The 25,141-nt window shown below is 44.2% G+C and carries 27 protein-coding genes; 16 read left to right on the top strand and 11 right to left on the bottom strand.

The features are described from left to right. Positions 1-5: 5 nt before the first annotated feature. Positions 6-587 carry a nitroreductase family protein gene (locus FTU42_RS05025; RefSeq protein ID WP_179999566.1) on the bottom strand — a complete coding sequence of 194 codons (582 nt, stop codon included), beginning with the start codon at positions 585-587 and terminating at the stop codon, positions 6-8. A gap of 265 nt (positions 588-852) precedes the next feature. Here FTU42_RS05025 and FTU42_RS05020 point away from each other — a divergent pair, with 265 nt between their 5' ends. Then, on the top strand, positions 853-1,230 hold the full coding sequence (locus tag FTU42_RS05020) for a hypothetical protein (RefSeq protein WP_180083121.1): 378 nt from the start codon (positions 853-855) through the stop codon (positions 1,228-1,230). A gap of 59 nt (positions 1,231-1,289) precedes the next feature. Here FTU42_RS05020 and rhlB read toward each other — a convergent pair whose 3' ends face one another. After that, positions 1,290-2,441 carry an ATP-dependent RNA helicase RhlB gene (gene rhlB / locus FTU42_RS05015; RefSeq protein WP_005096570.1) on the bottom strand — a complete coding sequence of 384 codons (1,152 nt, stop codon included), beginning with the start codon at positions 2,439-2,441 and terminating at the stop codon, positions 1,290-1,292. 101 nt (positions 2,442-2,542) lie between these two features. Continuing rightward, on the bottom strand, positions 2,543-2,758 hold the full coding sequence (locus FTU42_RS05010) for a cold-shock protein (RefSeq protein WP_004280099.1): 216 nt from the start codon (positions 2,756-2,758) through the stop codon (positions 2,543-2,545). 385 nt (positions 2,759-3,143) lie between these two features. On the opposite strand from FTU42_RS05010, the gene FTU42_RS05005 reads away from it, so the two are divergent. The 5 genes from FTU42_RS05005 to FTU42_RS04985 all read left to right on the top strand — a co-directional run bounded on the left by FTU42_RS05005 (position 3,144) and on the right by FTU42_RS04985 (position 5,898). After that, positions 3,144-3,377 carry a sulfurtransferase TusA family protein gene (locus FTU42_RS05005; protein ID WP_227523968.1) on the top strand — a complete coding sequence of 78 codons (234 nt, stop codon included), beginning with the start codon at positions 3,144-3,146 and terminating at the stop codon, positions 3,375-3,377. Between the two features lie 136 nt (positions 3,378-3,513). Further along, positions 3,514-4,383, top strand: a complete 870-nt coding sequence (rpoH, locus tag FTU42_RS05000) for an RNA polymerase sigma factor RpoH (protein WP_005096567.1) — start codon at positions 3,514-3,516, stop codon at positions 4,381-4,383. A gap of 119 nt (positions 4,384-4,502) precedes the next feature. Next, on the top strand, positions 4,503-4,868 hold the full coding sequence (locus FTU42_RS04995) for a DUF423 domain-containing protein (RefSeq protein WP_005096565.1): 366 nt from the start codon (positions 4,503-4,505) through the stop codon (positions 4,866-4,868). 35 nt (positions 4,869-4,903) lie between these two features. Further along, the gene (thiS, locus tag FTU42_RS04990) at positions 4,904-5,101 is read left to right on the top strand and encodes a sulfur carrier protein ThiS (protein ID WP_004280105.1); all 198 of its coding nucleotides are present in this window, start codon (positions 4,904-4,906) and stop codon (positions 5,099-5,101) included. A 14-nt stretch (positions 5,102-5,115) separates the two neighbouring features. Then, on the top strand, positions 5,116-5,898 hold the full coding sequence (locus tag FTU42_RS04985) for a thiazole synthase (protein ID WP_100329789.1): 783 nt from the start codon (positions 5,116-5,118) through the stop codon (positions 5,896-5,898). A gap of 64 nt (positions 5,899-5,962) precedes the next feature. On the opposite strand, the gene FTU42_RS04980 is transcribed toward FTU42_RS04985, so the two are convergent. The 3 genes from FTU42_RS04980 to FTU42_RS04970 form a co-directional block, all read right to left on the bottom strand. Continuing rightward, entirely contained in the window at positions 5,963-6,595 is a 633-nt protein-coding gene (locus tag FTU42_RS04980; RefSeq protein WP_100329790.1) for a YiiX/YebB-like N1pC/P60 family cysteine hydrolase, read from the bottom strand. Continuing rightward, entirely contained in the window at positions 6,567-6,977 is a 411-nt protein-coding gene (locus FTU42_RS04975) for a DUF4878 domain-containing protein (RefSeq protein WP_100329791.1), read from the bottom strand. The genes FTU42_RS04980 and FTU42_RS04975 overlap by 29 nt, the downstream gene beginning before the upstream one ends. 73 nt (positions 6,978-7,050) lie before the next feature. After that, complete coding sequence (locus tag FTU42_RS04970) at positions 7,051-7,662, bottom strand: glutathione binding-like protein (protein WP_005171574.1); 612 nt, start codon at positions 7,660-7,662, stop codon at positions 7,051-7,053. 215 nt (positions 7,663-7,877) lie between these two features. Here FTU42_RS04970 and FTU42_RS04965 point away from each other — a divergent pair, with 215 nt between their 5' ends. Both FTU42_RS04965 and trmB read left to right on the top strand, forming a co-directional pair. Continuing rightward, positions 7,878-9,323 carry a SulP family inorganic anion transporter gene (locus FTU42_RS04965; RefSeq protein ID WP_180083120.1) on the top strand — a complete coding sequence of 482 codons (1,446 nt, stop codon included), beginning with the start codon at positions 7,878-7,880 and terminating at the stop codon, positions 9,321-9,323. A gap of 151 nt (positions 9,324-9,474) precedes the next feature. Further along, positions 9,475-10,191 carry a tRNA (guanosine(46)-N7)-methyltransferase TrmB gene (trmB, locus tag FTU42_RS04960; RefSeq protein WP_180083119.1) on the top strand — a complete coding sequence of 239 codons (717 nt, stop codon included), beginning with the start codon at positions 9,475-9,477 and terminating at the stop codon, positions 10,189-10,191. 92 nt (positions 10,192-10,283) lie between these two features. On the opposite strand, the gene FTU42_RS04955 is transcribed toward trmB, so the two are convergent. The 5 genes from FTU42_RS04955 to FTU42_RS04935 form a co-directional block, all read right to left on the bottom strand. Then, positions 10,284-11,060, bottom strand: a complete 777-nt coding sequence (locus FTU42_RS04955) for a Rossmann-like and DUF2520 domain-containing protein (protein WP_159138064.1) — start codon at positions 11,058-11,060, stop codon at positions 10,284-10,286. Between the two features lie 82 nt (positions 11,061-11,142). After that, positions 11,143-11,940 (bottom strand): thioesterase family protein, encoded by a 798-nt coding sequence (locus tag FTU42_RS04950; RefSeq protein WP_005096553.1) that lies wholly within the window; start codon positions 11,938-11,940, stop codon positions 11,143-11,145. Positions 11,941-12,003: 63 nt separating this feature from the next. After that, on the bottom strand, positions 12,004-12,675 hold the full coding sequence (locus FTU42_RS04945) for a class I SAM-dependent methyltransferase (protein ID WP_005096551.1): 672 nt from the start codon (positions 12,673-12,675) through the stop codon (positions 12,004-12,006). Between the two features lie 368 nt (positions 12,676-13,043). Further along, positions 13,044-14,732: an AMP-binding protein gene (locus FTU42_RS04940; RefSeq protein WP_180077329.1), complete on the bottom strand. Its 1,689-nt coding sequence runs from the start codon at positions 14,730-14,732 to the stop codon at positions 13,044-13,046. Positions 14,733-14,828: 96 nt separating this feature from the next. Beyond that, positions 14,829-15,464, bottom strand: a complete 636-nt coding sequence (locus FTU42_RS04935; protein ID WP_035337915.1) for a TetR/AcrR family transcriptional regulator — start codon at positions 15,462-15,464, stop codon at positions 14,829-14,831. 147 nt (positions 15,465-15,611) lie between these two features. Here FTU42_RS04935 and FTU42_RS04930 point away from each other — a divergent pair, with 147 nt between their 5' ends. From FTU42_RS04930 to FTU42_RS04895, 8 genes are all read left to right on the top strand, one after another. Beyond that, complete coding sequence (locus FTU42_RS04930) at positions 15,612-16,784, top strand: isovaleryl-CoA dehydrogenase (RefSeq protein ID WP_180083118.1); 1,173 nt, start codon at positions 15,612-15,614, stop codon at positions 16,782-16,784. 35 nt (positions 16,785-16,819) lie between these two features. Continuing rightward, positions 16,820-18,421 carry a carboxyl transferase domain-containing protein gene (locus tag FTU42_RS04925; RefSeq protein ID WP_100535526.1) on the top strand — a complete coding sequence of 534 codons (1,602 nt, stop codon included), beginning with the start codon at positions 16,820-16,822 and terminating at the stop codon, positions 18,419-18,421. Positions 18,422-18,433: 12 nt separating this feature from the next. Next, a complete protein-coding gene (locus FTU42_RS04920; protein WP_005096542.1) occupies positions 18,434-19,228 on the top strand; it encodes an enoyl-CoA hydratase/isomerase family protein in 795 nt (264 codons plus the stop codon). A gap of 19 nt (positions 19,229-19,247) precedes the next feature. Continuing rightward, positions 19,248-21,242: an acetyl/propionyl/methylcrotonyl-CoA carboxylase subunit alpha gene (locus FTU42_RS04915; protein ID WP_180083117.1), complete on the top strand. Its 1,995-nt coding sequence runs from the start codon at positions 19,248-19,250 to the stop codon at positions 21,240-21,242. Beyond that, complete coding sequence (locus FTU42_RS04910) at positions 21,239-22,141, top strand: hydroxymethylglutaryl-CoA lyase (protein WP_180083116.1); 903 nt, start codon at positions 21,239-21,241, stop codon at positions 22,139-22,141. The genes FTU42_RS04915 and FTU42_RS04910 overlap by 4 nt, the downstream gene beginning before the upstream one ends. Positions 22,142-22,234: 93 nt before the next feature. After that, positions 22,235-22,939, top strand: a complete 705-nt coding sequence (locus FTU42_RS04905) for a CoA transferase subunit A (protein WP_180083115.1) — start codon at positions 22,235-22,237, stop codon at positions 22,937-22,939. 2 nt (positions 22,940-22,941) lie between these two features. After that, positions 22,942-23,580: a CoA transferase subunit B gene (locus FTU42_RS04900; RefSeq protein ID WP_180083114.1), complete on the top strand. Its 639-nt coding sequence runs from the start codon at positions 22,942-22,944 to the stop codon at positions 23,578-23,580. A gap of 97 nt (positions 23,581-23,677) precedes the next feature. Continuing rightward, entirely contained in the window at positions 23,678-25,090 is a 1,413-nt protein-coding gene (locus tag FTU42_RS04895; RefSeq protein ID WP_180083113.1) for a short-chain fatty acid transporter, read from the top strand. The last annotated feature ends 51 nt before the right edge of the window (positions 25,091-25,141 follow it).

The following is a 25,141-nucleotide window of genomic DNA, read 5'->3' as shown; positions in this document are numbered from 1 at the left end:
GCAAATTAACCGTTCTGATTCCAATAACTTACAAAATTACTGGTCTGAATCTCTGCGCGTGCTGGAATTGCTTTTGCTGCAGTGCCAATATAAATAATACCCGAGACCAGATCGTCTTTTGAAATTCCTAATGCCTGCTTAAACAGGCCAGATTCGACTACAGCACCACTGCGCCACATGGTCGAGAAACCCTGAACCTGGAGTGATAACAGAAAATTCTGTATGGCGGCACCTGAACTGAGAATCTGTTCAAAATGTGGAACTTTAGGATGATCTTGCAAACGCGTTAAAGCCAGCACCAATAGTGGCGCACGGAATGGATGATTCTTGACCCGTTCAATCTGTGCCGTTTCAGTTTCACCCAGATCGACCAGTGCCTGAGACAACAGCTCCCCAAATGCTTCACGCTGTGCATCAGGTATCACCACAAAGGTGGTGGGTTTCAACCGATGATGATCCGGTGCTGTCAATGCCGCCTGAAAAGCCAGCTCCAGCTGTTCTGCATTCGGTGCCGGTGCCAGCAAATGTCCTATTGATTGACGTTGGCGAATATTTTGATGAACGATGTCGACCACGGATTCCGTCATTGCTTTGTAGATCTATACTTAAAAACTGTTTTCAAGATTAGCATATTCCCGCTGTAATACTCTATAAACTTCACCGCGACTTAGCCGCAAAAATTACTCAAGTAACATTACAATATTTTTATTTTAATCAATGAAATGCTCAGTTGAATTACTTTTTTAGCATAGAGTCACACTAAAAATTTCCAAACTTATACAACAGCTCCAAACTCTGTGCGCTTTGCTATGCTCAAATAAACTTAATTCTGTTTTCACCCGAGATTTTATCATGAAAAAAACAATTGCGATCAGCGGATTAGCAGCTTCATTTCTACTTTTAACTGCCTGCGCTTCTAACCCAACCTCACTGGCAATTCAGAAAGAAAACAATCAGTTTGAGGTTACCGGATTAGGTAAAAATCAACTAACTGCTAAAAATAATGCCATTAATGCTGCCAGCAAAACCTGTGGTTCGAAAGCTACTGCGATTATTATCGATGAAAAGACGGGTTATAACGGGGCATTAAAAGGTGTCGTTGATGATCAGACTGGACAAATGATTCAGGCAGCAGCTACCGTTCTCGGGAATATCGCAGGCACCAATACTGGTTTAAACCAGAATGATGACTATCAAACCATTTTGACTTTCCGTTGTCAGGCCAAATAAGTCCAGATCACATGGTCATAAAAAAAACCGCTCTTGAAGAGCGGTTTTTTTAATCTGGATTAGCAATAACCTTCCAGACGAGTTAAAGGCAATTTCTGTCCAATCGCCTTCTCAATTTCTGGTAGATAGAACGCATCATCTTCGGCAAGGAAACTAATACTCACACCACGTGTTCCCGCACGGCCAGTACGTCCAATACGATGTACATAATCATCTGACTGTTCAGGTAAAGTGAAGTTCACCACATGTGAAACACCATCCACATGAATACCACGACCCGCAACATCTGTTGCAATCATAATGTTGTGCTTACCATTTTTGAACTGGTCTAGCATTTTTAGACGCTTGTCTTGAGCAATCTCACCAGACAGCATGACCACCTTATAACCATCACGTTTTAAATGATCATAAAGCTTACGCACCTGATCACGACGGTTGGCGAAAATCATCACCTTTTCAATCGGCTCATCACGCAAGATTTCTTGCAACAGTTTATATTTATCGGCCTTAGCCACCATATACACCCGTTGCTCGACATCGGCATTGGTTTTCTTTTCCGGTTCAATTTCAACTGTTACCGGTTCAAATAACCATTGCTGTGCCAAATTTAGTACATCATAGCTGAATGTTGCAGAGAACATTAAAGTCTGACGTTGCTCCTTACGCGGCGAAAAACGCACAATGCGTTTCACTGAAGGAATAAAGCCCATATCGAGTAGACGATCCGCTTCATCAATGACCAGAAATTCAATCTGATCCAACCAGACTTCTTTTTGCTCGACAAAATCGATCAAACGACCGGGTGTCGCGACCATAATATCGACAGGTGCTTTATTTAGTTGATTCTTTTGCTTGTCAAAATCTACACCACCCAGCAAAGTCACGACATTGAGACCGGCATATTTGGCCAGATCCTGTGCATCGCTTTCAATTTGCAGTGCCAGTTCACGGGTCGGTGCCAAAATCAGGGCACGCGGTTCACCACGATAACGCTGCTCCTGAATTGGGTTATTTAATAGATCATTCATGATACTAATTAAAAAAGCTGCAGTTTTACCTGTACCTGTCTGTGCGCGGCCAATGGCATCATGTCCTGCCAGCGTGAATTTTAAAACCTTCTGCTGGATAGGCGTCATGGTGGTAAAGCCTAAAGCATCAATCGCTTTTTTTAGATTGGGATGTAAATTTAAGGTTTCAAAACCAGATGACATAAAGCGGTGCTCTACTTGGGTAATCACTAAGATGGGGATAGTATAAACAAAAAACGCCCCAAGTTATATTGGAGCGTTTTCTTTTTAGCTTAATCCGAAGATTAGTCTAATGGTTGAACTTCTTCAGCTTGAAAGCCTTTTTGGCCTTTAACAACACTGAATTCAACGCGTTGACCATCACGAAGTGAACGGTGGCCGTCACCTTGGATAGCACGGAAATGAACAAATACGTCATCACCGCCGTTACGTTGAATAAAGCCGAAGCCTTTAGTATCGTTAAACCACTTAACTACGCCTTGTTCGCGAGCAGCTGTCATAAGTTAATCCTCATTGAAACTAAAAGAAGGACCACCCGGTGTTGCAAACAGCAGAGCAAACAAGTTTGAAAATATTATTTTTAAGCTTGTAATCATTCTGTAAAACTATCAACAAAATCCCGGTTACATCCATTTATGTAATAGGGTGAAAAACAATCACTTTGTTTATTCAAAGTCCCAAATACGCAACGAGCTTAACATGGGTTTATCACAATTAATAGATTTTTTTTAGCATGTTCTGTTTGATTTAGTTATTTTTTTCATGAAAATTGTCAAAAGACTTTATATCTTCTTTTAGATTGTGATCTTTATTAAAGCAGTTTGGTTCCATGCGCTTCTTTGTTACTATTTATTGTCATTTTTTTGCTATATGAATGAAACCCTAATGTCGCAAGATCCAGAGCAATATTGTCTTATCGATGCCATGGGAAAACCCTGCCCGATGCCGCTATTAATGTTAAAACGGGCACTAAAGGCCGGTAATCAGAAAACTTTCTTGCTGAAATCCTCTGATCCACATAGTCAGACGGATATCAGCCGTTATTGCCAGATTCATCAACTCAAGCTTGAATCAAGAAAAATTTCTGATTCAGAGTTTCACTACTTGATTGAATCTTAAAAATTTTCAATTAAACTGTTTATCTTAGTTTCGTATACTTTTTTACATTTCTCTACCCAAATATCCATTATTTGCGGAGAGATTGGATTAAGATAAAACCTATGTTTAGGGTTATCCCGCACTTCAAGGAGAACACATGAGTGACAGCCGCAATCAGTTGATGCCCCTGTCATTATCGGCGCCAGGGGTCAACCTCGGTGCTTATATCAGCACTGTCAATCAGATTCCGATTTTAACGGCCGAACAAGAAAAAGAGTTGGCTGAACGCTATTACTATGACCAGGATTTAGATGCAGCAAAAATGCTGGTCATGTCACATTTGCGTTTTGTGGTGCATATTGCACGCAGTTATGCAGGTTATGGTCTGCCACAAGGCGACCTGATTCAGGAAGGCAACCTGGGTCTGATGAAAGCTGTAAAACGTTTTGACCCGAATATGGGCGTACGTTTGGTGTCATTTGCTGTGCACTGGATTAAGGCGGAAATTCATGAATATGTGATCCGTAACTGGCGTATTGTTAAAATCGCCACCACCAAAGCGCAACGTAAACTATTTTTTAATCTGCGTAGCCTGAAAAAATCATCGAAAAAGTTGACCCTCGCAGAAGCACAGTCGATTGCCAATGATTTAAATGTCACACCAGAACAAGTTCTGGAGATGGAAGGCCGTTTGACGGCATATGATGCTGCTTTTGATGCTTCCGGCGATGACGATGATGAAGGTTCAACTTATGTTGCACCGGCTTTATATCTTGAAGATAACCGTTATGATCCGGCCCGTCTGATTGAAAATGAGGATTATGAGGAACAAAGTACCTCTGCCCTGCACGAAGCCATGGATCAGCTCGATGATCGTTCACGTAATATCTTGCAGCGCCGCTGGCTAGATGACGAGAAATCAACCCTGCATGAGCTGGCCGCCGAATATAACGTTTCCGCGGAACGTATTCGCCAACTCGAAAAAAATGCCATGGAAAAAATTAAAGTGGCGATGTCCTCCAATTAATACCAAATTCTGTTATTGATTTAATCTGAAAAAGCCTTCATCAAAGAAGGCTTTTTTATGTCCGAATTTTGAATTTATGCTAAGGTTGGGCGCAAACTTTATCACGAAGATCAATTCAAATGTGGATTGCGATTTCAGCACTCAACTTGGCGCTTGCAGTGATGCTCGGTGCCTTTGGTGCACATGGTTTAAAAGCGCGCGCGACTGAAGCCCAGCTCGGCTGGTGGCAAACGGCAACGGATTATTTTTTCTATCATGCCTTAGGTTTGCTTATTCTGGCCTTGCTCGCGAAAGTCATTCCGACACTCCCGATTCAATGGAGTTTTTGGCTAATTCAGGTCGGTATTTTATTATTTTCTGGTTCACTGTATATCATGGCCTTGGGTTTACCACGTGGATTAGGCGCAATTACGCCAATTGGTGGTGCTTTAATGATTGCAGGATGGTTAATTCTGGCTTGGAATGCTTTAAAATACGCCAGATAAGTCTGAAAATCACTTAATCATGGAGGGTAGCTAGAATGATGATTTATATCAATGGCGAACAACAGGAAACTCACTGCAAGAATCTGCTGGAACTGATTCAGAGTATGGCGCTTGAGGGTAAGCGTTTTGCAGTTGAAGTCAATGAAATGATTATTCCTAAAAGCAGATTAGGCGATACGCCGATTTGCGATACAGACAAAATAGAAATTATTCACGCGGTCGGTGGCGGCTAATACTCGGGACAATTATGCAAGATTTATTACAGATTGGTTCACGCCAATTCCAGTCTCGCCTTTTGGTAGGCACAGGCAAATATAAAGATTTAAATGAAACTCAGCAAGCCATTCAAACCAGTGGCGCAGAGATTGTTACTGTCGCGATTCGTCGGGTCAATATTGGACAGCATCCAGATCAGCCGAATCTGCTGTCAGTCATTCCTCCGGAAAAATATACCATTTTGCCAAATACCGCAGGTTGTTTCGATGCCAATAGTGCCGTTCGCACCTGTATGCTGGCACGCGAACTCCTTGATGGCCATAATCTGGTCAAGCTTGAAGTTTTAGGCGATGAAAAGACCTTATATCCGAATGTGACCGAAACCCTGAAAGCTGCACGTACCTTGATTGACGATGGCTTTGAGATCATGGTCTATACTTCGGATGATCCAATCGTGGCGCAAGAACTGGAAAGCATGGGCTGTGTGGCAATTATGCCTTTGGGCAGCCTGATTGGTTCGGGCTTGGGAATTCTCAATCCACATACCCTGTCGATTATTAAAGAAAATGCCAAAGTGCCTGTACTGGTCGATGCCGGTGTTGGTACTGCAAGTGATGCCGCAATTGCGATGGAACTGGGCTGTGATGGTGTACTGATGAATACGGCGATTGCGGCTGCACAGAATCCGGTACTCATGGCCTCAGCCATGAAAAAAGCAGTCGAAGCTGGCCGTGAAGCTTTTCTGGCCGGCCGTATGCCACGCAAACGTATGGCCAATGCCAGCTCGCCGGAAACTGGTTATTTCTTTAAATAAATCTCATCGTAGTCAAAGGATTGTATGATTCTTTGACTATCATTTAGCTTTTACTCATCCTAAATTATCTATTTTTATAAATCAGCTCGACGGATTCAAGCTTTAATAAAGCATCAGGAAAAAGCAGCTCCCCCTGCAAGCCTGGCAATTCAATCTTGCTCCAGACCAGTTTATTACGTAAAGACAATGGAAGTTTCTCTGCAATAATCGTAGTGCAATAACGATGCGTCTCACCTCTTGATCCTAAAATAAATTGCTCTCCTACCTGCCTTGTCACGGCCCTAGCAATATCTTTTCTTTTATATGGCTCTAAACTGCTTTCTCTATAAACTGCCCACTTTTTTGCTCGTTTTGAGTCAATAAAATCACTGATATCTGATTGAATCACTTGATTTACATGTGAGGGATCATCATCTGTGGTCGCATGCACCACCAAAATATTCGGTTGAGTTTCTGCAATCACGCCAATATGTGAGTATTCACTCCCACTCAGTTTTTTGATTAAAAAACTTTCGTAACCCACCCCTTCCCGAACAATCCAATCACCCACTTGAAATGCGTGCTCGGGCATATAAATCTGTTTATCTTGCTTTATAGTATCTTGGGGGGGAAACCCAATAAAAAGGCAGATTAGAATAACTAATCTGCCCAAAATCAAACTAAACCGATTATAAATCAACTTTCCATTTATCTTCATTTTTGATAAGTTTTACTCGATCTGTTACAGAATTAGAGCCTTCATTTTTAAAGCTGACTCCGATAGTCACCCGTCCTTTTCCATTTGCTTCATCGATATTTTTGTCTACCACACTAATTTCTTTGACTCCGCCTTTACGTTCAGCTTGCTCTTTAGCCTTTGCCGCGCCAGCTTTTATTTTGCCTTGAATCATTTCTTCAGAACCTGCTTGGGCTTTAACATTTTCAGGTATATAAATATAAGAGAGCATTTTTTCTGAATCGCCTTTATAGGCTGCTGTAACATATTCTTGAGCTACATTTTCTGGATTTTTAACACTACTACATGCAACCAGCATTCCCGTTAAACCGAAACTTAATACTAAATTCAGTATTCTCTTCATCTTATTTATTCCAATAGCAATTATTAAATGAAAGTCAAAAAAAAAGCATAATAATTATGCTTTTTTTTAAATTTTATGGAATTAGACCTTCATCTCGCATTGCAATCTGTACAGACTGACGCTCTGCGACTTTATTGCGGATATGAATAATATTCTTATACGGACTTAAATCATGCTCAATATGATTCGACCAATTGGTCAACACAAACAGATAAGCATCGGCTGGGCCAAAGTTATCATCAACCAGATAGTCATTGTCTGATTCAGCAATCGCTTTATCGATATAACTTAATAGACGATCGACTTCTGCATAGGCTTTTTTCTTTTCATCATCGGATAACTTGCCACCAAAGAACACCGCATAAGCATCATGCAATTCTGAATTGAGATAACCCAGCCATTCCAGAACTTTGGCACGTCCCATTCCAGATGGTGGAATCAGATCTTGTTTTGGATCGTGTTGAGCCAGAAAAGGTAAAATGGCTACGTTTTCTGTCAGGATCAGACCAGGATTAATTTCTAAGGCTGGTACATAGCCTTTAGGATTAATTTCGTAATAATCCGTACCTTTCTCTGTTTTATGTGTTTTTAAATCAACACGTTCCAAATCAAAATCGACATTAATTTCATTTAAAATAATATGAGCTGCCAGTGAGCATGCACCCGGCGAATAGTAAAGCTTCATTTCTGATCCTTGTTATACACTTCTCTATGTTTTAAATCGCTTCTGTCAAACTTTCAAGTGATCAAACCTGTAAATTGCAAAAAAGCGTAACTGCCCCTCAGGACATTTACTCATTCAATATTCAGGAAATTAACGGCTTTTTCAAGCCCATCTCTGTAGATTTTTGACCGCATCTGTTTAAGATACCCAGGTTTTCCAAATTTAGATGATATTTCGTGATTAGCCTTAAAAAAGAAGAATGGTTTTCCAATGTCCGGACTGATGTACTCGCAGGTTTGGTGGTTGGACTGGCCTTAATTCCCGAGTCGATTGCCTTCTCTGCAATTGCTGGCGTCGATCCGCAGGTCGGTCTCTATGCTTCGTTTTGTATTGCTGTGACGATTGCTTTTTTTGGCGGCCGCCCTGCCATGATCTCAGCGGCTACGGGTGCGATGGCACTGCTGATGATTACGCTGGTAAAAGACCATGGACTGCAATATCTGCTGGTAGCGACTATTCTGACCGGAATTATTCAGGTCATTGCCGGTTATTTTAAAGTGGCCAAGTTGATGCGCTTTGTTTCGCAAGCTGTGGTGTATGGATTTTTGAATGCATTGGCAATTCTGATTTTTGTCGCACAGCTTCCCGAGATGCAAAAAATGAATGGGATGGGCTATCTGTTTATTGCCATGGGTCTGGCGATTATCTATCTATTTCCTTATCTGCCTAAAATTGGTAAAGCCATTCCTTCTCCGCTAATTTGCATCATCGTGCTGAGTGGACTGGCGCTGTTCTTGGGTACAGATATGCGAACCGTGAGTGATCTGGGGCAATTTCCGGACACCTTACCAGTGTTCCTGCTGCCGGAGATTCCGCTCAATCTGGAAACCCTACAAATTGTACTGCCTTATTCATTGACGCTGGCGACTGTCGGTTTGCTGGAAAGCATGATGACCACGACTGTAATTGATGAAGTCACCGGAACTGAAGGTGACCGTCATCAGGAATGTCGTGGTCAGGGTATGGCCAATATTGTCAGTGGTTTTATGGGTGGCATGGCCGGTTGTGCCATGATCGGTCAATCGATTATTAATGTGTCTTCCGGTGCACGAACCCGTTTATCGACGCTGATTGCCGGTGTATTTTTGCTGTGCCTGGTGGTGTTTCTGAAAGACTGGCTGGCTTATATTCCGATGGCGGCTTTGGTGGCGATTATGGTGATGGTCGCCTTTACCACTTTCCAGTGGGGTTCAGTCAAACAATTCAATAAACATCCGCTGGAATTTAATGTGGTTATGATTGCGGTGGTGCTGGTGGTTTTAGCCACCCATAATCTGGCACTGGGTGTATTTGTTGGCGTGCTACTTTCTGCCCTGTTCTTTATTAATAAACTGGAAAGAACCGTGCATGTATCTACCCATTTAAATTCAGCTCACTCCCGCAGCTATATTATTTCCGGACAGATTTTTTTCAGTAGTTCAGAAAAATTCTATCAGTTCTTTGACTTTAAAGAAAAGCTTGCACATGTCGAGCTGGATCTGACCCATGCACATATCTGGGATGTGACTTCAGTCAATATGCTGAATAACGTCATCCAGAAATTTAAAGCTCAAGGTATAGAGGTGACCGTGATTGGTTTAAATGAAGCCAGCAGCACCTTGATTGACCGTTTTAGGAGCTGAGGCATGATGATTAATAAAAGAGCCTCGCTTGGCTCTTTTATTGTATCTGGGAGATCTTGCCGATTTTTATGGAGAAATACCGAGAAAAGTTTGACTTGCTCGGCTCAGGACTTAAAATACCGCATTCTGAATTTTTAGATTTGCCAAAGTTATGTCGAACGATCAATTAGACCAGCAAGTCGTGGAGCTGGACAATTTAAGCGAGCACCGTGAAATCGTGACGTTTATGCGCCGCTCAATGCCGCTGAACACCTCTCAACGTACTGCGCTTGAACAATATGGTCACTTAATTTTGGAATATCCGGTGGGCGATTTACGTCAACACTTTGAACATCCTGAGCGTCCTTTAACGGTAGAAATCGGTTTTGGTATGGGCCGTTCTCTGGTGCTGATGGCCAAGGCCAATCCCGAGCGTAACTTTGTCGGGATTGAAGTTCATGTACCAGGCATTGCGCAGTGTATCTATGAAGCAGGTATGGCCGGCGTAACCAACTTACGTGTACTGGATGCTGATGCGATTCAAGTGCTGCGTGAAATGCCGGACAATAGTATCAATACGGTTCAGCTTTACTTCCCTGATCCATGGCAGAAAAAACGTCATTTTAAACGCCGTTTTGTTTCACATGAACGTATGCCACTGGTTGAGCAAAAGCTGGATCTGGGCGGCACCTTCCATGCTGCAACAGATTGGGAACCATATGCAGAATGGATGCTTGAAGTTTTGGAAGAACGTCCACGTCTGGAAAACCTCGCAGGTAAAGGCAACAGCTATCCTCGTCCTGACTGGCGTCCACAAACCAAGTTTGAGCGTCGCGGCATTGAAGCCGGTCACAAGATTAATGACTTTATCTTCAAGAAAATTTCTTAATCTAAGACTCACAAAAGCGCTGATTATTCAGCGCTTTTTTATAGAGAAAATTTGTCTTTGAACCCTGCTCTGTAGATAAATCATTAGCTTCTTCATTTCTGATGACGCGTGAGAATCTGCTGGCTCAACAACTGATAGACATTTTGTAAATCTGCTCGCTGCCGATTCGCCAGCATCTGCTGATGCATATTTAGGATATTTTGATCACCACGCATGGCGGGGCCAGTCTGCATTTGCCTTGGATCATTTTCGGTAGCTTTATGGGCAGTTTCTAGTATTAAGGGATACAGCAGACTGAAATCGACCTGCTCAGCATCTACAATCTGTTTGGCCATATCATAACAATAATTACTGAAATTACAGGCAAATACTGCGGCCAGATGCAAACTTAAGCGTTGTTCAGAGCTATAGTGATAGACTCTATTGCTTAGGCTATTCGCTAGATCATGCAGTTTTTCTTGATCTTCAGCATTATCCGCTTCAATAAATAAAGGCGTATTCGACCAGTCGATGTCACGTTCCAGACTAAAAGTCTGTAAAGGGTAAAATACACCTGAACGTGGGTGAACATCCTGCAAAACGTTTAAGTGGGTACTGCCAGAAGTATGTACGATCAACACATCAGGAAGATAGGCATGTACCTGCTCGATGACAGATCGAATGAATTGGTCACTGACGGCAATGATTAAAAGATCAATTTCGGAATGCAGTAATTCAGGAGCGTTGATCGCCTGAGCCTTAAATTTAGATGCCAGCTGTTCTGCCTTGGCAAAACTGCGGCTATAGATTTGTACAAGCTCATGCTGTCCATTTAAGCCTTGGGCAAGATGAAAGGCAACTCGACCTGCCCCAATAATACTAATCCGCATCTGCTGATCTTCCTGAATAATTGCGCACAGCATGCCAATAAAAAAAGGACGAAGCAATTCGTCCTTTTGTGTAAATCAGATTTTAAAATTTACGTAAGGTTAAAATCTGCTCACTGCGACCAAAAGGCCCATGAAGATCATGTAAAATTCCACTGGTTAAACCAATGCCATCTTCACCATATTGCTGTAGCACTTCTAGTCCTAGCCATGTGCCTTTAGGTAAACGATGCAAATGAATCTGCAAATCCAGATTTGGGAAACCCCATCCCGCATTTGGATCCTGACGCGGCACCACGCCATTGGCTGTATCCACCATTCCCATCAAACGGCTAAAGTCGCTGGTCGTCTGACCTTCTACCATTTCCAGGGCATTGGATAACCAGACAATACCTTTGCCCGCACGATGATCGACATGGGCACGGGTATTAATACTTTGAATATAACCACCTGGCCAGCAGCGCATCCCTTCCCACACCGGCAGGTCTTCAGGGTGCTGAACCGGAAAATCTTCCAGACCGGCGATCGCACGGGTATCCGAAGTCATCATTTTCCAGGCACGTGCCACAATACAGGTTTTCCCGTTGGCACACATTTCTGCTTCAATAAGCTCGATGGTTTTACCCGGACGAATCATGCGCGTAGTAATGGAAAATTCACCAAAAGCAATCAGTCCAAAGATATCCAGACTCACCCGGCCAATGCGCATCTCTGCACGTGGCTGAAACTGTTCCAGTTCTGCACAAATAATGCCAGTCGCGGGCGCCATATGCTGCTCATGCGGATTCCATGCACCTTGCGCATGAATATTAGATTCATAATAAGCAGTGCTGCTGCCATCGGCATGCTGTTCGCGGTTGATGAAACGATAGTAGGCTGACATTGTTTTTACACTTCCTTGAATCTTATATTTAAATTTCTAGTTAACTGTTTCAGTTAGCTATGCTTATTTCTGTATAAAAAAAGCATAATAATTCATGATTTGACAGTAAATTTTGCTATGTTTAAATCCGACTTTGGTTAAAAGCGCTGCTAAATCTTGGGCAGAGATTAAATGAAAATCCTGCTGTAACCGTTCAATCATTTTTTCGCTTTGTTGAATACTGAGTCCTGTCTGCTGTGCCATTTTTTGCAAGATTTTTAATTCAGTTTTATTTTCAGGTTGCATCAAGTCATAGGTTAACAGGATTCCATCGGTCTTAAGACTATCGGATATATCCTGAAAAAATTCAGTTTTATTTTCTGATGGAATAAAATGTGCCACCAAAATTGCTAGAGCCGCATCAAACTGATTATCTTGATTTAAGCTTTGTGTATCTGTCTGAATAAAACGAATCCGCTGCGATTCCAGGCCTAACCCAATATTTTTCTGCGCCTGTTCCAGCATAGTCGCCGATGGATCAATTGCAGTAAATATCCAGTTTGGGTGGCGTTGCAACAGATAAGATAGCTCATAGCCTGTCCCGCAACCAACGACCAATATATGGGCAATTTCGGGTAAATGAGTGGTTAGGATGGCATCAATTTGCTGATGTACCAGTTCATAGCCGGGAATCAGTTTACGGATGTGCTCATCATAATTAGCGACGACGAGTTCACTATGAAAGTTTTTTGCCATATTTTCACTTTACCTCACACCATTCAACAGACTAAAGAGCATTCGGTTTATCAGTTATTACAATATTGATAAAGATTCCATCTAAAGGTTTTAAATTTTCGACCATTATCCTAAATCTAATCACATGACAGGCGACATGAATGTCGCCATTTTGCTGAAGGGACATGGATGTCCCTTCAGCAAAATAAAGGGCTTTTGTTTACTTTTAGCCCATCGAAAGGCAAAGCATGGCCTACACGTTAAAATTAAAATCTTTCTTTCTAAGTGAGGCTGTGCAGATCTTTCGCTTTTTCTTAATAGTTTCTCTTCAACTTTTTTTAATGATAAAAAGGTTGAAGAATTCACCAATCTCAAAAACTAAACAATACTTAAGCTATTTCCTTTAAGTTCAACTCTTCACGCATAAATTCACGTAATTTAAACTTCTGCGCCTTACCGGAAGCTGTCATCGGGAACTCATGGAAGAAACGCACATAGCGCGGCACTTTATTGTGTGAGATATGCTCGGCACAATACTGGCGAATAGTTTCTTCAGTACACGGATCGTTTTCATGCAAAATGATGCAGGCACAGAGTTCTTCACCATACTTATGATCTGGCACACCAATCACCTGAACATCTGAAACCGCAGGATGGGTATAAAGGAAGTCTTCAATTTCTTTGGGGAACAGGTTTTCACCGCCACGAATGACGACATCCTTGATTCGCCCCTTGATTTTGACAAAGCCTTCATCATCCATTTCAGCAATATCACCCGTATGCATCCAGCGCGCATTATCAATTACTTCTGCAGTTTTATCCTGATCTTCCCAATAACCGAGCATCACCGAATAACCACGCACACAGAGTTCACCGAGTTGTCCGCGCGGCACCACCTTGCCATCTTCATCGACAATTTTCACTTCCAGATGCGGATGTACCCGGCCGACTGTCGTAACACGCTGTTCAATGGAGTCTGCGGTAGAGCTTTGCGCACTGACCGGTGCGGTTTCAGTCATGCCATAGCAAATGGTGATATCTGACATATGCATCCGCTCAATCACACGCTGCATGATTTCCTGTGGACATGGACTGCCGGCCATAATGCCGGTACGTAAACTGCTCAGATCAAATTCATCAAACTGTTCATGCTCAAGAATGGCAATAAACATGGTCGGCACCCCATAAGCCGCGGTACATTTTTCCTGCTGAATGGCTTTCAAGGTTTCCAGCGGATTAAATACAGCTGATGGATAGATCATGGCAGAACCATGGGTAATACAGGCCAGATTACCCATCACCATACCAAAGCAGTGAAATAAAGGAACTGAAATACAGACGCGGTCTTCTGGACCTAAATGAATCGCTTCACCGACAAAGTACCCGTTATTTAAAATATTATTATGGGTCAGCATGGTGCCTTTCGGATTACCCGTAGTGCCCGAAGTAAACTGGATATTAATCGTTTCATCGAACTGCAATTCACTGGAGATCTGTTGCAGTTGTTCCAGCTCTTGGGCGCTTGGCGAGCTTAGTAAATCCTGAAAACGGTGGATACCGGTATGCTGCTGATCATCAATTTTAATCACATGCTTTAAATGCGGCAAGCGCTCTGCATTGAGGAATTTACTTTCAGTCTGCATCAGCTCAGGTGCAATTTTAGTCAGAATTTCCTGATAGTCAGTGGTTTTAAACTGCGCTGCAATCACCAGTCCCTTACAGGAGACCTTGTTTAAGACATATTCCAGTTCATTACTTTTATAAGCTGGATTCAAGTTCACCAGAATAATTCCCGCCTTAAATGCAGCAAACTGGGTAATGGTCCATTCCACACAGTTCGGCGACCAGATGGCCAGACGGTCACCTTTTTTCAGGCCCAGTTTTTGCAAACTACAGGCAAAAGCATTCACTTGCTGCTGCAACTGCTGATAGCTCAGACGCACATTCTGGTGCAAGCTGACGATTGCATCAGAATGTGCATACTGTTCGCATGCCTGATCAAATTTTTCGCCAATTGTCATGCCCAATAAGGGTTGGCTGCTTGTTCCGTAGGCATAGCTTAACCGTACTTGTGTCATTGAATCGATCTCCTTGATTCTTTGTAATTCTGATTTTCAACTCTATTAATTGTTTTTGACCACGACAACCCTGTCTTCCTGCCTGTTTTTTGTGTTTTATGCTCCTGCTACTCCCTCCTGTCGACGTACTGCGTTGACACAAAAATCGGCAATCTGTTTGACAAAGTGATCCTTATAATTTTGATCAAACCTGATATTCCGAGATGGATTCAAAGGTTCAATTACCACAAAGGTCATGGAACCAACCACACCCAGCGCTGCGGTATTTAAATCTTCAAATTCAAACTCGCCATTGACTTTTCCTTCAGCCAAAATTTCCTTAATGCTTTGCTTGATTAGCTGTTTACTGTGAAAACGCTCATGTTCCATTTCCGGATCGACCGGTTCGAACATCAGCGAATACGCCAACTGTGGGCTGTTCATGGCTCGCTTCACAAAAGTTGTAACAGATTTTTGCAATTTCTGTTTTGGCGATAAATCCGAGGCAGCAATGTGATTTAAAATCTCAATCTCAAGCCGAATTGCTTCTGACAAAACCTGAATCAAAATCTGATTCTTGTTTTCGAAATATCGATATACCAAGCCTGTAGAAACGCCTGCACGTTCTGCAATCGCCTGAATCGACGCCTCTTTAAAGCCCCCTTGAGTAATCAGCTCACGAGCAGATTGCAAGATCGCCAAGCGATTTTGCTCCATTCGTTCCTGCATCAATGATGATCTTTTATAACTCATAAAATTAATCTCAACAAGATAAAATGAATTGTAAATCATTTTGTGAATATTGATTCACTTTTTTAAATTTTCGATGTATGTTAAATAACAAGCACAACAAAAATGCTTTTTTGGATACAACAAATAGAACCACAGGATGGATGAACAATGAATTTACAAAGCTTGGATTTCGGTTTGGACGAAACACTTATTGCACTTCGTGATTCAGTGGCTGCATTTTGCGCCAAGGAAATTGCTCCAATTGCTCAACAAGTGGACCTTGACAATGAATTCCCTGCTCACCTTTGGAAAAAATTTGGCGAGATGGGCCTGCTCGGTCTGACGGTCAGTGAGGAATATGGCGGTTCAAATTTCGGTTATCTGGCGCACATCATTGCCATGCAGGAAATTTCCCGTGCTTCAGCATCGATTGGTTTGTCCTATGGCGCACATTCTAACCTATGTGTAAACCAGATTAAGCGTAATGGCAGCGAAGAACAAAAGCAGCGCTATCTGCCCAAACTGGTATCTGGTGATTATGTCGGTGCCTTGGCCATGTCCGAACCCAATGCCGGATCCGATGTGGTCAGCATGAAACTCAAAGCGGAAGACAAAGGTGATCATTACCTGCTGAATGGTTCGAAAATGTGGATCACCAATGGCGGCGATGCCGATGTACTGGTGGTCTACGCAAAAACCGATTTACAAGCCGGTGCCAAAGGCATGACCGCTTTTCTGGTTGAAAAAAATATGCCGGGGTTTAGTCACGGTACGCACCTAGACAAACTCGGCATGCGTGGCTCAAACACTTATCCACTATTTTTTGACAATGTCGCAGTGCCAAAAGAAAACGTGCTCGGCGGTGTCGGCAATGGCACCAAAGTGCTGATGAGCGGTCTGGACTATGAACGTGCTGTTTTAAGTGCAGGCCCACTCGGCATTATGGATGCCTGTATGGATACCGTGATTCCGTATATTCATGATCGTAAACAGTTTGGTCAGGCGCTGGGTGAATTCCAGTTGATGCAGGGCAAAATTGCTGACATGTATTCCACCTGGCTGGCCTGTAAAGCCCTGGTCTATGCAGTTGGCGCAGAATGTGACAAGGCAGAGCATAGCCGTAGCCTGCGTAAAGATGCCGCCAGTGCGATTTTATATGCAGCTGAAAAAGCCACCTGGATGGCGGGCGAAACCATTCAAACCTTGGGTGGCAACGGTTATATCAACGAGTTTGCTGCGGGACGTCTATGGCGCGATGCCAAACTGTATGAAATTGGCGCAGGCACCTCAGAAATTCGCCGCATGCTGATTGGCCGCGAACTGTTTAATGAAACTGCCTAAAAAATAAATCACAAGAATAGACAAGGATGTTCGGCATGAATCAATTAAAGAGCAAAATTAATATTCGCAGCGACGAATTTAAAAACAACCAGACGGCGATGCAAAATCTGGTCGAAGACCTGAAACAGAAAGTCCAAAAAATTGCCTTGGGTGGGGGTGAAACTGCCCGTCAAAAACATTTGGATCGCGGTAAATTACTAGCCAGAGAACGTATTGATCATCTGATTGATCCTGGCACGGCATTTATTGAAATTGGACAACTGGCTGCCTATCAGGTCTATCAGGACGATGTGCCTGCTGCGGGCGTGGTCGCTGGCGTTGGTCAGGTCAATGGCGTAACCTGCATGATCATTGCCAATGATGCGACTGTTAAAGGGGGCACTTATTATCCACTGACCGTAAAAAAACATTTGCGTGCTCAGGAAATTGCCGAGCAGAATCATTTGACCTGTATTTATCTGGTCGATTCTGGCGGTGCCTATTTGCCGCTACAAGATGAAGTCTTCCCGGATCGTGATCACTTCGGACGTATTTTCTATAATCAGGCGCGTATGTCGAGCCAAGGCATTGCCCAGATTGCCGTGGTAATGGGCAGTTGTACGGCGGGTGGTGCCTATGTGCCTGCCATGTCGGATGAAACTATTATTGTACGCAATCAGGGAACCATTTTCCTCGGTGGCCCGCCACTGGTCAAAGCTGCAACCGGTGAAGTTGTTTCCAGTGAAGACCTTGGTGGTGGTGATGTGCATACCCGCCTCTCCGGTGTAGCCGATCATCTGGCTGAAAATGACCAGCATGCCCTGGAAATTGCCCGCAATATTGTGGCCAATTTAAATAAAAAACCAAATCCGTTGCCTGAACATGTGGAAGCGCCTTTGTTTGATGCTTCAGAGCTATACGGTATCGTGCCAACAGATTCGCGTAAACCTTTTGATGTCCGTGAAGTGATTGCCCGGATTGTCGATGGTTCGCGTTTTGATGAATTCAAGGCTCGATTTGGTACTACCTTGATTACCGGATTTGCCAGCCTATACGGTATGCCAGTCGGGATTATTGCCAATAACGGCATTCTGTTTTCCGAGTCAGCACAAAAAGGTGCACATTTTATTGAGCTGTGCTGTCAGCGCAATATTCCCCTGCTATTTATCCAGAATATCACTGGCTTTATGGTTGGCCGCCAGTATGAAAATGAAGGCATTGCCAAAAATGGCGCCAAACTGGTGATGGCTGTGGCCAATGCCAATGTGCCTAAACTGACCATGGTGATTGGCGGCTCATTTGGTGCCGGCAACTATGGTATGTGTGGCCGCGCGTATTCACCACGCTTTATGTGGACTTGGCCAAACTCACGTATTTCAGTGATGGGCGGTGAACAGGCCTCCAGCGTATTGTCGACCTTAAAACGTGATCAGATTGAAGTCAAAGGCGCTAACTGGTCTGCGGAAGAAGAAGATCAGTTTAAACAGCCAATTCGTGATCAGTACGAACGCCAAGGTCATCCTTATTATGCCTCTGCACGTTTATGGGATGACGGTGTCATTGACCCTGCCCAATCTCGTGAAGTGTTAGGTCTTAGTTTAGCTGCGGCACTGAATGCGCCAATCCAGCCGACCAAGTTTGGCGTGTTCCGCATGTAAGAGGTGAAAAAAATGACATATCAATTTTTACAGCTCGAACAGCAAAATCAAGTGGCAACTGTCTGGATTAATCGCGCTGAACTGCACAATGCCTTTAATACTCAGGTCATTGAAGAATTGTATCGCTGCTTTCAATCTTTAAATAGCCGTGATGATGTACGTGTGGTGATTCTGGCAGGGCGCGGCAAAAGCTTTTCGGCTGGTGCCGATCTGAACTGGATGAAACAGGCCGGTCAGGCTTCTCAAGCAGACAACGAAGCAGATGCATTAAAACTGGCGAAAATGCTGCAAAGCCTAGCGACTTTAAAGCAGCCAACCATCGCCCGGGTGCATGGCATTGCTTTTGGCGGTGGTATGGGTCTGGCATCAGCTTGTGATATTTGCGTGGCCAGTACCGATGCCAAGTTTGCGACGTCGGAAGTACGCCTAGGTCTGGCGCCTTCGACCATCAGCCCGTATGTGATTCGTGCGATTGGTGCGCGTCAGGCTTCACGTTACTTCCTGACTGCCGAGCGAATTTCTGCGGAACAGGCCAAAACCATTGGACTGGCGCATGAAGTCACTCCACCGGAACAGCTCGACAGCAAAATTGATGAAATTGTTGAAGCCCTGTTACTCGGTGGCCCTGCTGCACAAAATTCCTCAAAACAACTGATTCAACTGGTCGACCAACAGGTTTTGACCGAAGATTTACTGCTCAAGACTGCACAGCATATTGCCTATATTCGCCAGGGAGATGAGGCGAAAAATGGACTAAATGCATTTTTAAACAAACAAAGCCCGGCCTGGATCAAGACCACGGCATAACAACAAGAAGGATGCTACGATGTTTGAAAAGATTTTAATTGCCAACCGTGGTGAAATTGCCTGCCGTGTGATTCGTACAGCAAAAAAACTCGGTATTGCCACCGTTGCCGTATACTCCGATGCCGATGCACAGGCACAGCATGTCAAACTGGCGGATGAAGCGATCTATATTGGTGAATCTCCAGCAGCACAAAGCTATTTACAGATCGAACGTATTATTCAGGCGGCCAAAAACACCGGTGCGCAAGCAATTCACCCAGGTTATGGCTTTTTGTCGGAAAATGACCAGTTTGCCCTGGCCTGTCAGGACAATAATATTGTCTTTATTGGCCCGCCTGTCGATGCCATTTTGGCGATGGGTCTCAAAGCCACCTCTAAAGCGTTGATGGAAAAAGCTGGTGTGCCTTTAACCCCGGGCTATCACGGTAGCAATCAGGATGCCGACTTTCTGAAACAGCAGGCCGACAGCATTGGCTATCCGGTACTGATCAAGGCCAGTGCTGGCGGTGGCGGTAAAGGCATGCGTCTAGTGGAACGCAGCGAAGATTTCCTGAGTTCACTGGCTTCATGTAAAAGCGAAGCACGTTCAAGTTTTGGCAATGAAGACGTTCTGATTGAACGCTATGTAATTCAGCCACGTCATATTGAAGTACAGGTTTTTGGCGATACCCACGGCAATTATGTGCATCTGTTCGAACGCGATTGCTCGGTACAGCGTCGCCATCAGAAAGTGTTGGAAGAAGCGCCTGCACCGAAAATGCCGGAAGACAAACTGGAGGCGATGCGTCAGGCGGCAATCGATGCTGCGCGTGCAGTAAATTATGTCGGTGCCGGTACAGTCGAGTTTATCGTGGAGCAAGACGGCACAGCTTACTTCATGGAAATGAACACCCGTCTTCAGGTTGAACATCCTGTCACTGAAATGATTACCGGACAGGATCTGGTGGAATGGCAACTGCGCGTAGCTTTTGGTGAGCCTTTACCTAAACAGCAGCATGAATTACAGATCCACGGGCATGCATTAGAAGCACGTGTCTATGCCGAAGAACCAGAGAAAGGCTTTATTCCTGCGATTGGCCAGATCAGCTATTTACACTATCCAGAGCAAAATGACTGTGTACGTGTGGATAGTGGCATTGTCGAAGGTGATGAAATCAGCACCTATTATGATCCAATGATTGCCAAACTGATTGTCTGGGGCAAAAACCGCGAAGCTGCTTTAACGCAAATGCATCATGCCCTGGGCCATTTCCATGTGGATGGCTTGGGCAATAATATTGCATTCCTCGACCGTTTGGTGCTATGTGATTCGTTTAAAAATGCCCATCTGGATACCGGCCTGATTCAACGTGAAGAAGAGTTCTTATTAAAGCCTTCTACTGAGATCAATGCTGAACTGATCGTTAGTGCTGCATTCATCGAATTATTATCACGCCAAGCTCAAAACCCAGTTGCGAATAACTCAGTCTGGCAACAGCACACTTTCTGGCGCCTGAATCAGCAAAATGCATATACAGTGCAATTACAACGCAATGGCATTATGCTTAAAGTTCAGTTCAGTACGCAAGATCAAGGTTTTATCGCCACTTATAACGGTCAGCAGATTCAGCTACAAGGTCAGTTGATTGATACACATACTTTAGCGCTACAACTGGCAGGCAAACAGCAAAAACTGGCCTTTAGCCAGACTGAACATGGCATTACCCTGTTCCAGAATGGTCAGACACATAAATTCGAGTCTATCAAGCCGGATTATGATCAGCATGATGATCAAGGGACAGAAAACAACCTCACTGCACCAATGCCAGGTGTGATCACGCAAGTACTGGTCACTGCCAATGACAAGGTCAAAAAAGACGATGTCTTGATGACGCTCGAAGCCATGAAAATTGAATATTCGATTCGTGCACCACACGACGGCATCATCGCCAGTTCATATTTCCAGAAAGGTGATCAGGTCAAAGCCGGTGATGAACTGCTTGAGTTCCAGCCACTGACGGAGGATGTTGCATGACCGAATTTGTCAAAATTGTAGAAGTCGGGCCACGCGATGGCCTGCAAAATGAAAAAACGCCATTAACCCTGGATGACCGGAAAAATCTGATTCTGGATCTGATGAAAACCGGTTTACAGGCGATTGAAGTCGGTTCCTGTGTTTCAGCCAAATGGGTGCCACAAATGGCAGACAGCGATCAGCTATTTGCCGGCTTGCCCAAAGACCCAAATATTCAGTTCAGTTTACTCACCCCAAACCTGAAGGGCTTTGAAGCAGCGCTGGCGGTGGGTTGCAAGGAAGTTGCGGTCTTTACCGCAGCGTCCGAAAGCTTTACCCGAAAAAATATCAATTGCTCGATTGATGAAAGCTTTGAAAAGTTTGCCGATGTGATGTCAGCCGCCAAAGCCAATGACATCAAGGTACGCGGTTATGTCTCCTGTATGGTGGACTGTCCTTATGAAGGTGCGATTGATCCCAAGCAGGTGGTGAAAGTCACGCAGCGTTTGCTGGAGATGGGCTGCTATGAAGTGTCGTTGGGTGAAACCATTGGCACGGCCACCCCAGACCGGGTTAAATACGTCTGGGAAGCTTGTTTGGCTGAACTTGATGCCAAAGTGCTGGCCGGTCATTTCCATAATACCTACGGCATGGCGATTGCCAATATTTATCAGTCACTGTTGCAAGGCATTCGGGTCTTTGACTCCTCCATTGCTGGACTGGGTGGCTGTCCTTATGCCCAAGGTGCATCTGGCAATGTCTCGACCGAAGACCTGTATTACCTGCTCTCGAATATGGGCTTTGAAACCGGTATTCAGCTGGATGCACTGATGCAGGCCAGTCGTAATATCAGTGAAGTCTTGCAGCGCAATAATCCATCCAATTATGCCAATGCCTACTGGCAAAAAGCCTGTGCTTAACAATAATCATGCTTGAACAAAATAAACTTAAGCAACCCATAAGGATATAAACAGCAGATTTAAGTCTGCTGTAATAACAATAGAGGTGACAAGATGTCAAACAAGGTTTATGACAGCGCTCAATCCGCCTTAAAGGATGTGGTGCAAGATGGTCATACTCTGGCTGTCGGTGGTTTCGGCCTATGTGGTATTCCAGAAGCTTTGATCACGGCCCTAAAAGAAACTGGTGCCAAAAATCTGACCTGTATTTCCAATAATGCCGGTGTAGACGGCTTCGGTCTAGGGCTTTTACTGGAAACAAAACAGATTAAAAAAATGATCTCCTCTTATGTCGGTGAAAACAAGGAATTCGAACGTCAATATTTAAATGGCGAACTGGAAGTTGAGCTGACCCCACAGGGTACACTGGCAGAAAAATTACGTGCTGGCGGTGCCGGTATTCCGGCTTTTTATACGGCGACGGGTGTCGGAACCGTGATCGCTGAAGGTAAGGATGTCCGTGAATTTAATGGCAAGTCTTACATTCTGGAAGAATCTTTAACAGCTGATGTTGCTCTGGTTAAAGCCTATAAGGCCGATAAAGCCGGCAACCTGATTTTCCGTAAAACCGCCCAGAACTTTAATCCGGTCTGTGCCATGGCTGGCAAAATTACCATTGCTGAAGTCGAAGAGATTGTCGAAATTGGCATGCTGGATCCGGACGAAATCCATCTTCCGGGAATTTATGTGAACCGGATAGTCCTGAATGCTCAACCGGAAAAACGTATTGAACAGATGACTTTAAAGGCGGAGGCTTGATCATGGCTTGGACACGTAATGAAATGGCGCAGCGCGCGGCACAAGAGCTTGAAGATGGTTTCTACGTCAATCTAGGGATTGGCCTGCCGACGCTAGTCGCGAACTATATTCCGGAAAATATCAATGTCTGGCTGCAGTCGGAAAATGGCCTGCTGGGGATTGGCGAATTTCCAACCGAGGAGACAGTGGATGCCGACCTGATCAATGCCGGTAAACAGACGGTTACCGCGCGTAAAGGTGCTTCATTTTTCTCAAGTGCCGATTCCTTTGCCATGATCCGTGGCGGTCATGTCAATATCGCCATTTTAGGTGCCATGGAAGTGTCCGAAACTGGCGATCTGGCCAACTGGATGATTCCGGGCAAAAAAGTCAAAGGTATGGGCGGTGCCATGGATCTGGTCGCAGGGGTACAAAAAGTCGTGGTGTTGATGGAACACTGCGCCAAAGATGGCACGCCTAAAATTGTTGCGCAATGCAGTCTGCCCCTTACCGGACAGGCTGTGGTCAACCGGATCATTACCGATTTAGGTGTGCTGGATGTCACTCCAGATGGTATTCAACTTGTTGAGCTGGCACCAGAGGTCAGTTTTGAGGAGATTCAGAAAGTCACGGGTGTGGCTTTACAAAAAATAGCAGCTTGATTTTCCCGGCCCTTAAAATGAAAAATTTTAAGGGTTTCTTTTCGACCAAAGAAAACTCTAATTTTAAAAATGAATGCAGAATAAATGAATTTTAATCATGCAAACAGAACAAAATATCTTACAACGCTTCGCCCTGCGCGTCAGTGACTGGTCAGAAAAATGGTTTCCCGATTCTTATATTTTTGCCCTGCTCGGTGTCATCATTGTCGCAATTGCCGCTATCGGAATTGGCGCGCCGGCACAGGACGTTGCCATTTCCTTTGGTGACGGGTTCTGGAGCCTGATTCCCTTTACCTTGCAGATGTGCATGCTGATCGTGGTCGGTTATGTGGTTTCGGTTTCAAAACCAATGCAGCTTCTGATCCGAAAAATGGCATGTCTGCCCCATTCAGGGCGTGGTGCGATTGTATTGGTCGCGACAGTCAGCCTGCTCATTTCCCTGATTAACTGGGCCATGAGCACAGTTCTAACTGCATTACTCGTGATTGCACTGGTACAACGTAAAGAACTTAATATGGATTACCGCGCTGCAGCCGCAGCAGCGATTATCGGGATGGGAGCCACCTGGGCACTCGGCATCAGTTCCTCTGCTGCACAATTACAGGCCAATAAAAGCAGCCTGCCTGAACCGATTTACAATCTGACCGGTGTCATTCCATTTACCGAAACGATTTTCCTGCCGCAATCCATGATCATGACGGCGGTTCTAATTATTGCCTCGATTGCCATTGCCTACTGGTCAGCGCCGAAAGGCAGTCATATTAAAACCATTGAACATTTTCCGGTTCAGATTGAAGAAGGAAAACCGGAAGAATCTTCATCAAAACGTCCGGGCGACTGGCTGGAAAACTCACCTATTTTAAGTATTCTGATTGTGGTGCTAGGTGCTGTATGGATGTTTAACGAATTTTCCGAAAGCAATCCTATTCTGGCCATCTCCAGTTTAAATACCTATAACTTTATCTTCCTGATTTTGGGTGTCGCACTACATGGCACACCACGGAATTTTCTCAATGCCGTTTCCAAGGCTGTGCCAGCAATTTCGGGTGTGCTGATCCAGTTTCCTTTATATGGCAGCATTGCCTTTATGATGACCAATGCGCTGAATTCTGCCGATCTGTCCCTATCACACTATATTGCCGAATTTTTCGTTTCGATTGCTTCACAGGAAACCTTTGCTATCGTGATGGGTCTCTATTCGGCAATCCTGGGTTTCTTCATTCCTTCCGGTGGAGGTAAATGGATTATTGAAGCCCCTTATGTAATGCAGGCTGCGCATGATCTGAAAGTTCATCTGGGCTGGTCAGTGCAGATTTATAATGCTGCCGAAGCCTTGCCTAATCTGATCAATCCTTTCTTTATGTTGCCGATGCTGGGCATCCTGAAGTTAAAGGCCAAAGATGTGATCGGTTTTACCGTGACCCAACTGGTTTTTCATATCCCGCTGGTGCTGTTTTTACTCTGGTTCCTCGGCCGAACTTTGACCTATAGTCCACCGGTCTTTTCTTAATTTAAGCCATATAAAAAGGACGAATCATTCGTCCTTTTTCATCTGGAAAAT

Source organism: Acinetobacter sp. YH12102, from assembly GCF_013419125.1.
In the GTDB taxonomy this organism is placed as follows: Bacteria; Pseudomonadota; Gammaproteobacteria; order Pseudomonadales; family Moraxellaceae; genus Acinetobacter; species Acinetobacter pseudolwoffii.
The sequence above is the reverse complement of the archived record's forward strand: the minus strand, read 5'-3'. Positions and strand labels throughout refer to the sequence as shown.

What these genes read in the sequence shown, in the direction of transcription:
- FTU42_RS05025 (WP_179999566.1), bottom strand. Translation starts at nt 587, where the DNA reads ATGACGGAATCCGTGGTCGACATCGTTCATCAAAATATTCGCCAACGT.
- rpoH (WP_005096567.1), top strand. Translation starts at nt 3,514, where the DNA reads ATGAGTGACAGCCGCAATCAGTTGATGCCCCTGTCATTATCGGCGCCA.
- FTU42_RS04955 (WP_159138064.1), bottom strand. Translation starts at nt 11,060, where the DNA reads ATGCGGATTAGTATTATTGGGGCAGGTCGAGTTGCCTTTCATCTTGCC.
- FTU42_RS04900 (WP_180083114.1), top strand. Translation starts at nt 22,942, where the DNA reads ATGGCTTGGACACGTAATGAAATGGCGCAGCGCGCGGCACAAGAGCTT.
- FTU42_RS04895 (WP_180083113.1), top strand. Translation starts at nt 23,678, where the DNA reads ATGCAAACAGAACAAAATATCTTACAACGCTTCGCCCTGCGCGTCAGT.
- FTU42_RS04995 (WP_005096565.1), top strand. Translation starts at nt 4,503, where the DNA reads ATGTGGATTGCGATTTCAGCACTCAACTTGGCGCTTGCAGTGATGCTC.
- FTU42_RS04975 (WP_100329791.1), bottom strand. Translation starts at nt 6,977, where the DNA reads ATGAAGAGAATACTGAATTTAGTATTAAGTTTCGGTTTAACGGGAATG.
- FTU42_RS04970 (WP_005171574.1), bottom strand. Translation starts at nt 7,662, where the DNA reads ATGAAGCTTTACTATTCGCCGGGTGCATGCTCACTGGCAGCTCATATT.
- FTU42_RS04940 (WP_180077329.1), bottom strand. Translation starts at nt 14,732, where the DNA reads ATGACACAAGTACGGTTAAGCTATGCCTACGGAACAAGCAGCCAACCC.
- FTU42_RS04935 (WP_035337915.1), bottom strand. Translation starts at nt 15,464, where the DNA reads ATGAGTTATAAAAGATCATCATTGATGCAGGAACGAATGGAGCAAAAT.
- FTU42_RS04980 (WP_100329790.1), bottom strand. Translation starts at nt 6,595, where the DNA reads ATGAAGATAAATGGAAAGTTGATTTATAATCGGTTTAGTTTGATTTTG.
- FTU42_RS04905 (WP_180083115.1), top strand. Translation starts at nt 22,235, where the DNA reads ATGTCAAACAAGGTTTATGACAGCGCTCAATCCGCCTTAAAGGATGTG.
- FTU42_RS04925 (WP_100535526.1), top strand. Translation starts at nt 16,820, where the DNA reads ATGAATCAATTAAAGAGCAAAATTAATATTCGCAGCGACGAATTTAAA.
- trmB (WP_180083119.1), top strand. Translation starts at nt 9,475, where the DNA reads ATGTCGAACGATCAATTAGACCAGCAAGTCGTGGAGCTGGACAATTTA.
- FTU42_RS04945 (WP_005096551.1), bottom strand. Translation starts at nt 12,675, where the DNA reads ATGGCAAAAAACTTTCATAGTGAACTCGTCGTCGCTAATTATGATGAG.
- FTU42_RS04985 (WP_100329789.1), top strand. Translation starts at nt 5,116, where the DNA reads ATGCAAGATTTATTACAGATTGGTTCACGCCAATTCCAGTCTCGCCTT.
- FTU42_RS04910 (WP_180083116.1), top strand. Translation starts at nt 21,239, where the DNA reads ATGACCGAATTTGTCAAAATTGTAGAAGTCGGGCCACGCGATGGCCTG.
- FTU42_RS05010 (WP_004280099.1), bottom strand. Translation starts at nt 2,758, where the DNA reads ATGACAGCTGCTCGCGAACAAGGCGTAGTTAAGTGGTTTAACGATACT.
- rhlB (WP_005096570.1), bottom strand. Translation starts at nt 2,441, where the DNA reads ATGTCATCTGGTTTTGAAACCTTAAATTTACATCCCAATCTAAAAAAA.
- FTU42_RS05005 (WP_227523968.1), top strand. Translation starts at nt 3,144, where the DNA reads ATGTCGCAAGATCCAGAGCAATATTGTCTTATCGATGCCATGGGAAAA.
- FTU42_RS04950 (WP_005096553.1), bottom strand. Translation starts at nt 11,940, where the DNA reads ATGTCAGCCTACTATCGTTTCATCAACCGCGAACAGCATGCCGATGGC.
- FTU42_RS05020 (WP_180083121.1), top strand. Translation starts at nt 853, where the DNA reads ATGAAAAAAACAATTGCGATCAGCGGATTAGCAGCTTCATTTCTACTT.
- thiS (WP_004280105.1), top strand. Translation starts at nt 4,904, where the DNA reads ATGATGATTTATATCAATGGCGAACAACAGGAAACTCACTGCAAGAAT.
- FTU42_RS04920 (WP_005096542.1), top strand. Translation starts at nt 18,434, where the DNA reads ATGACATATCAATTTTTACAGCTCGAACAGCAAAATCAAGTGGCAACT.
- FTU42_RS04930 (WP_180083118.1), top strand. Translation starts at nt 15,612, where the DNA reads ATGAATTTACAAAGCTTGGATTTCGGTTTGGACGAAACACTTATTGCA.
- FTU42_RS04915 (WP_180083117.1), top strand. Translation starts at nt 19,248, where the DNA reads ATGTTTGAAAAGATTTTAATTGCCAACCGTGGTGAAATTGCCTGCCGT.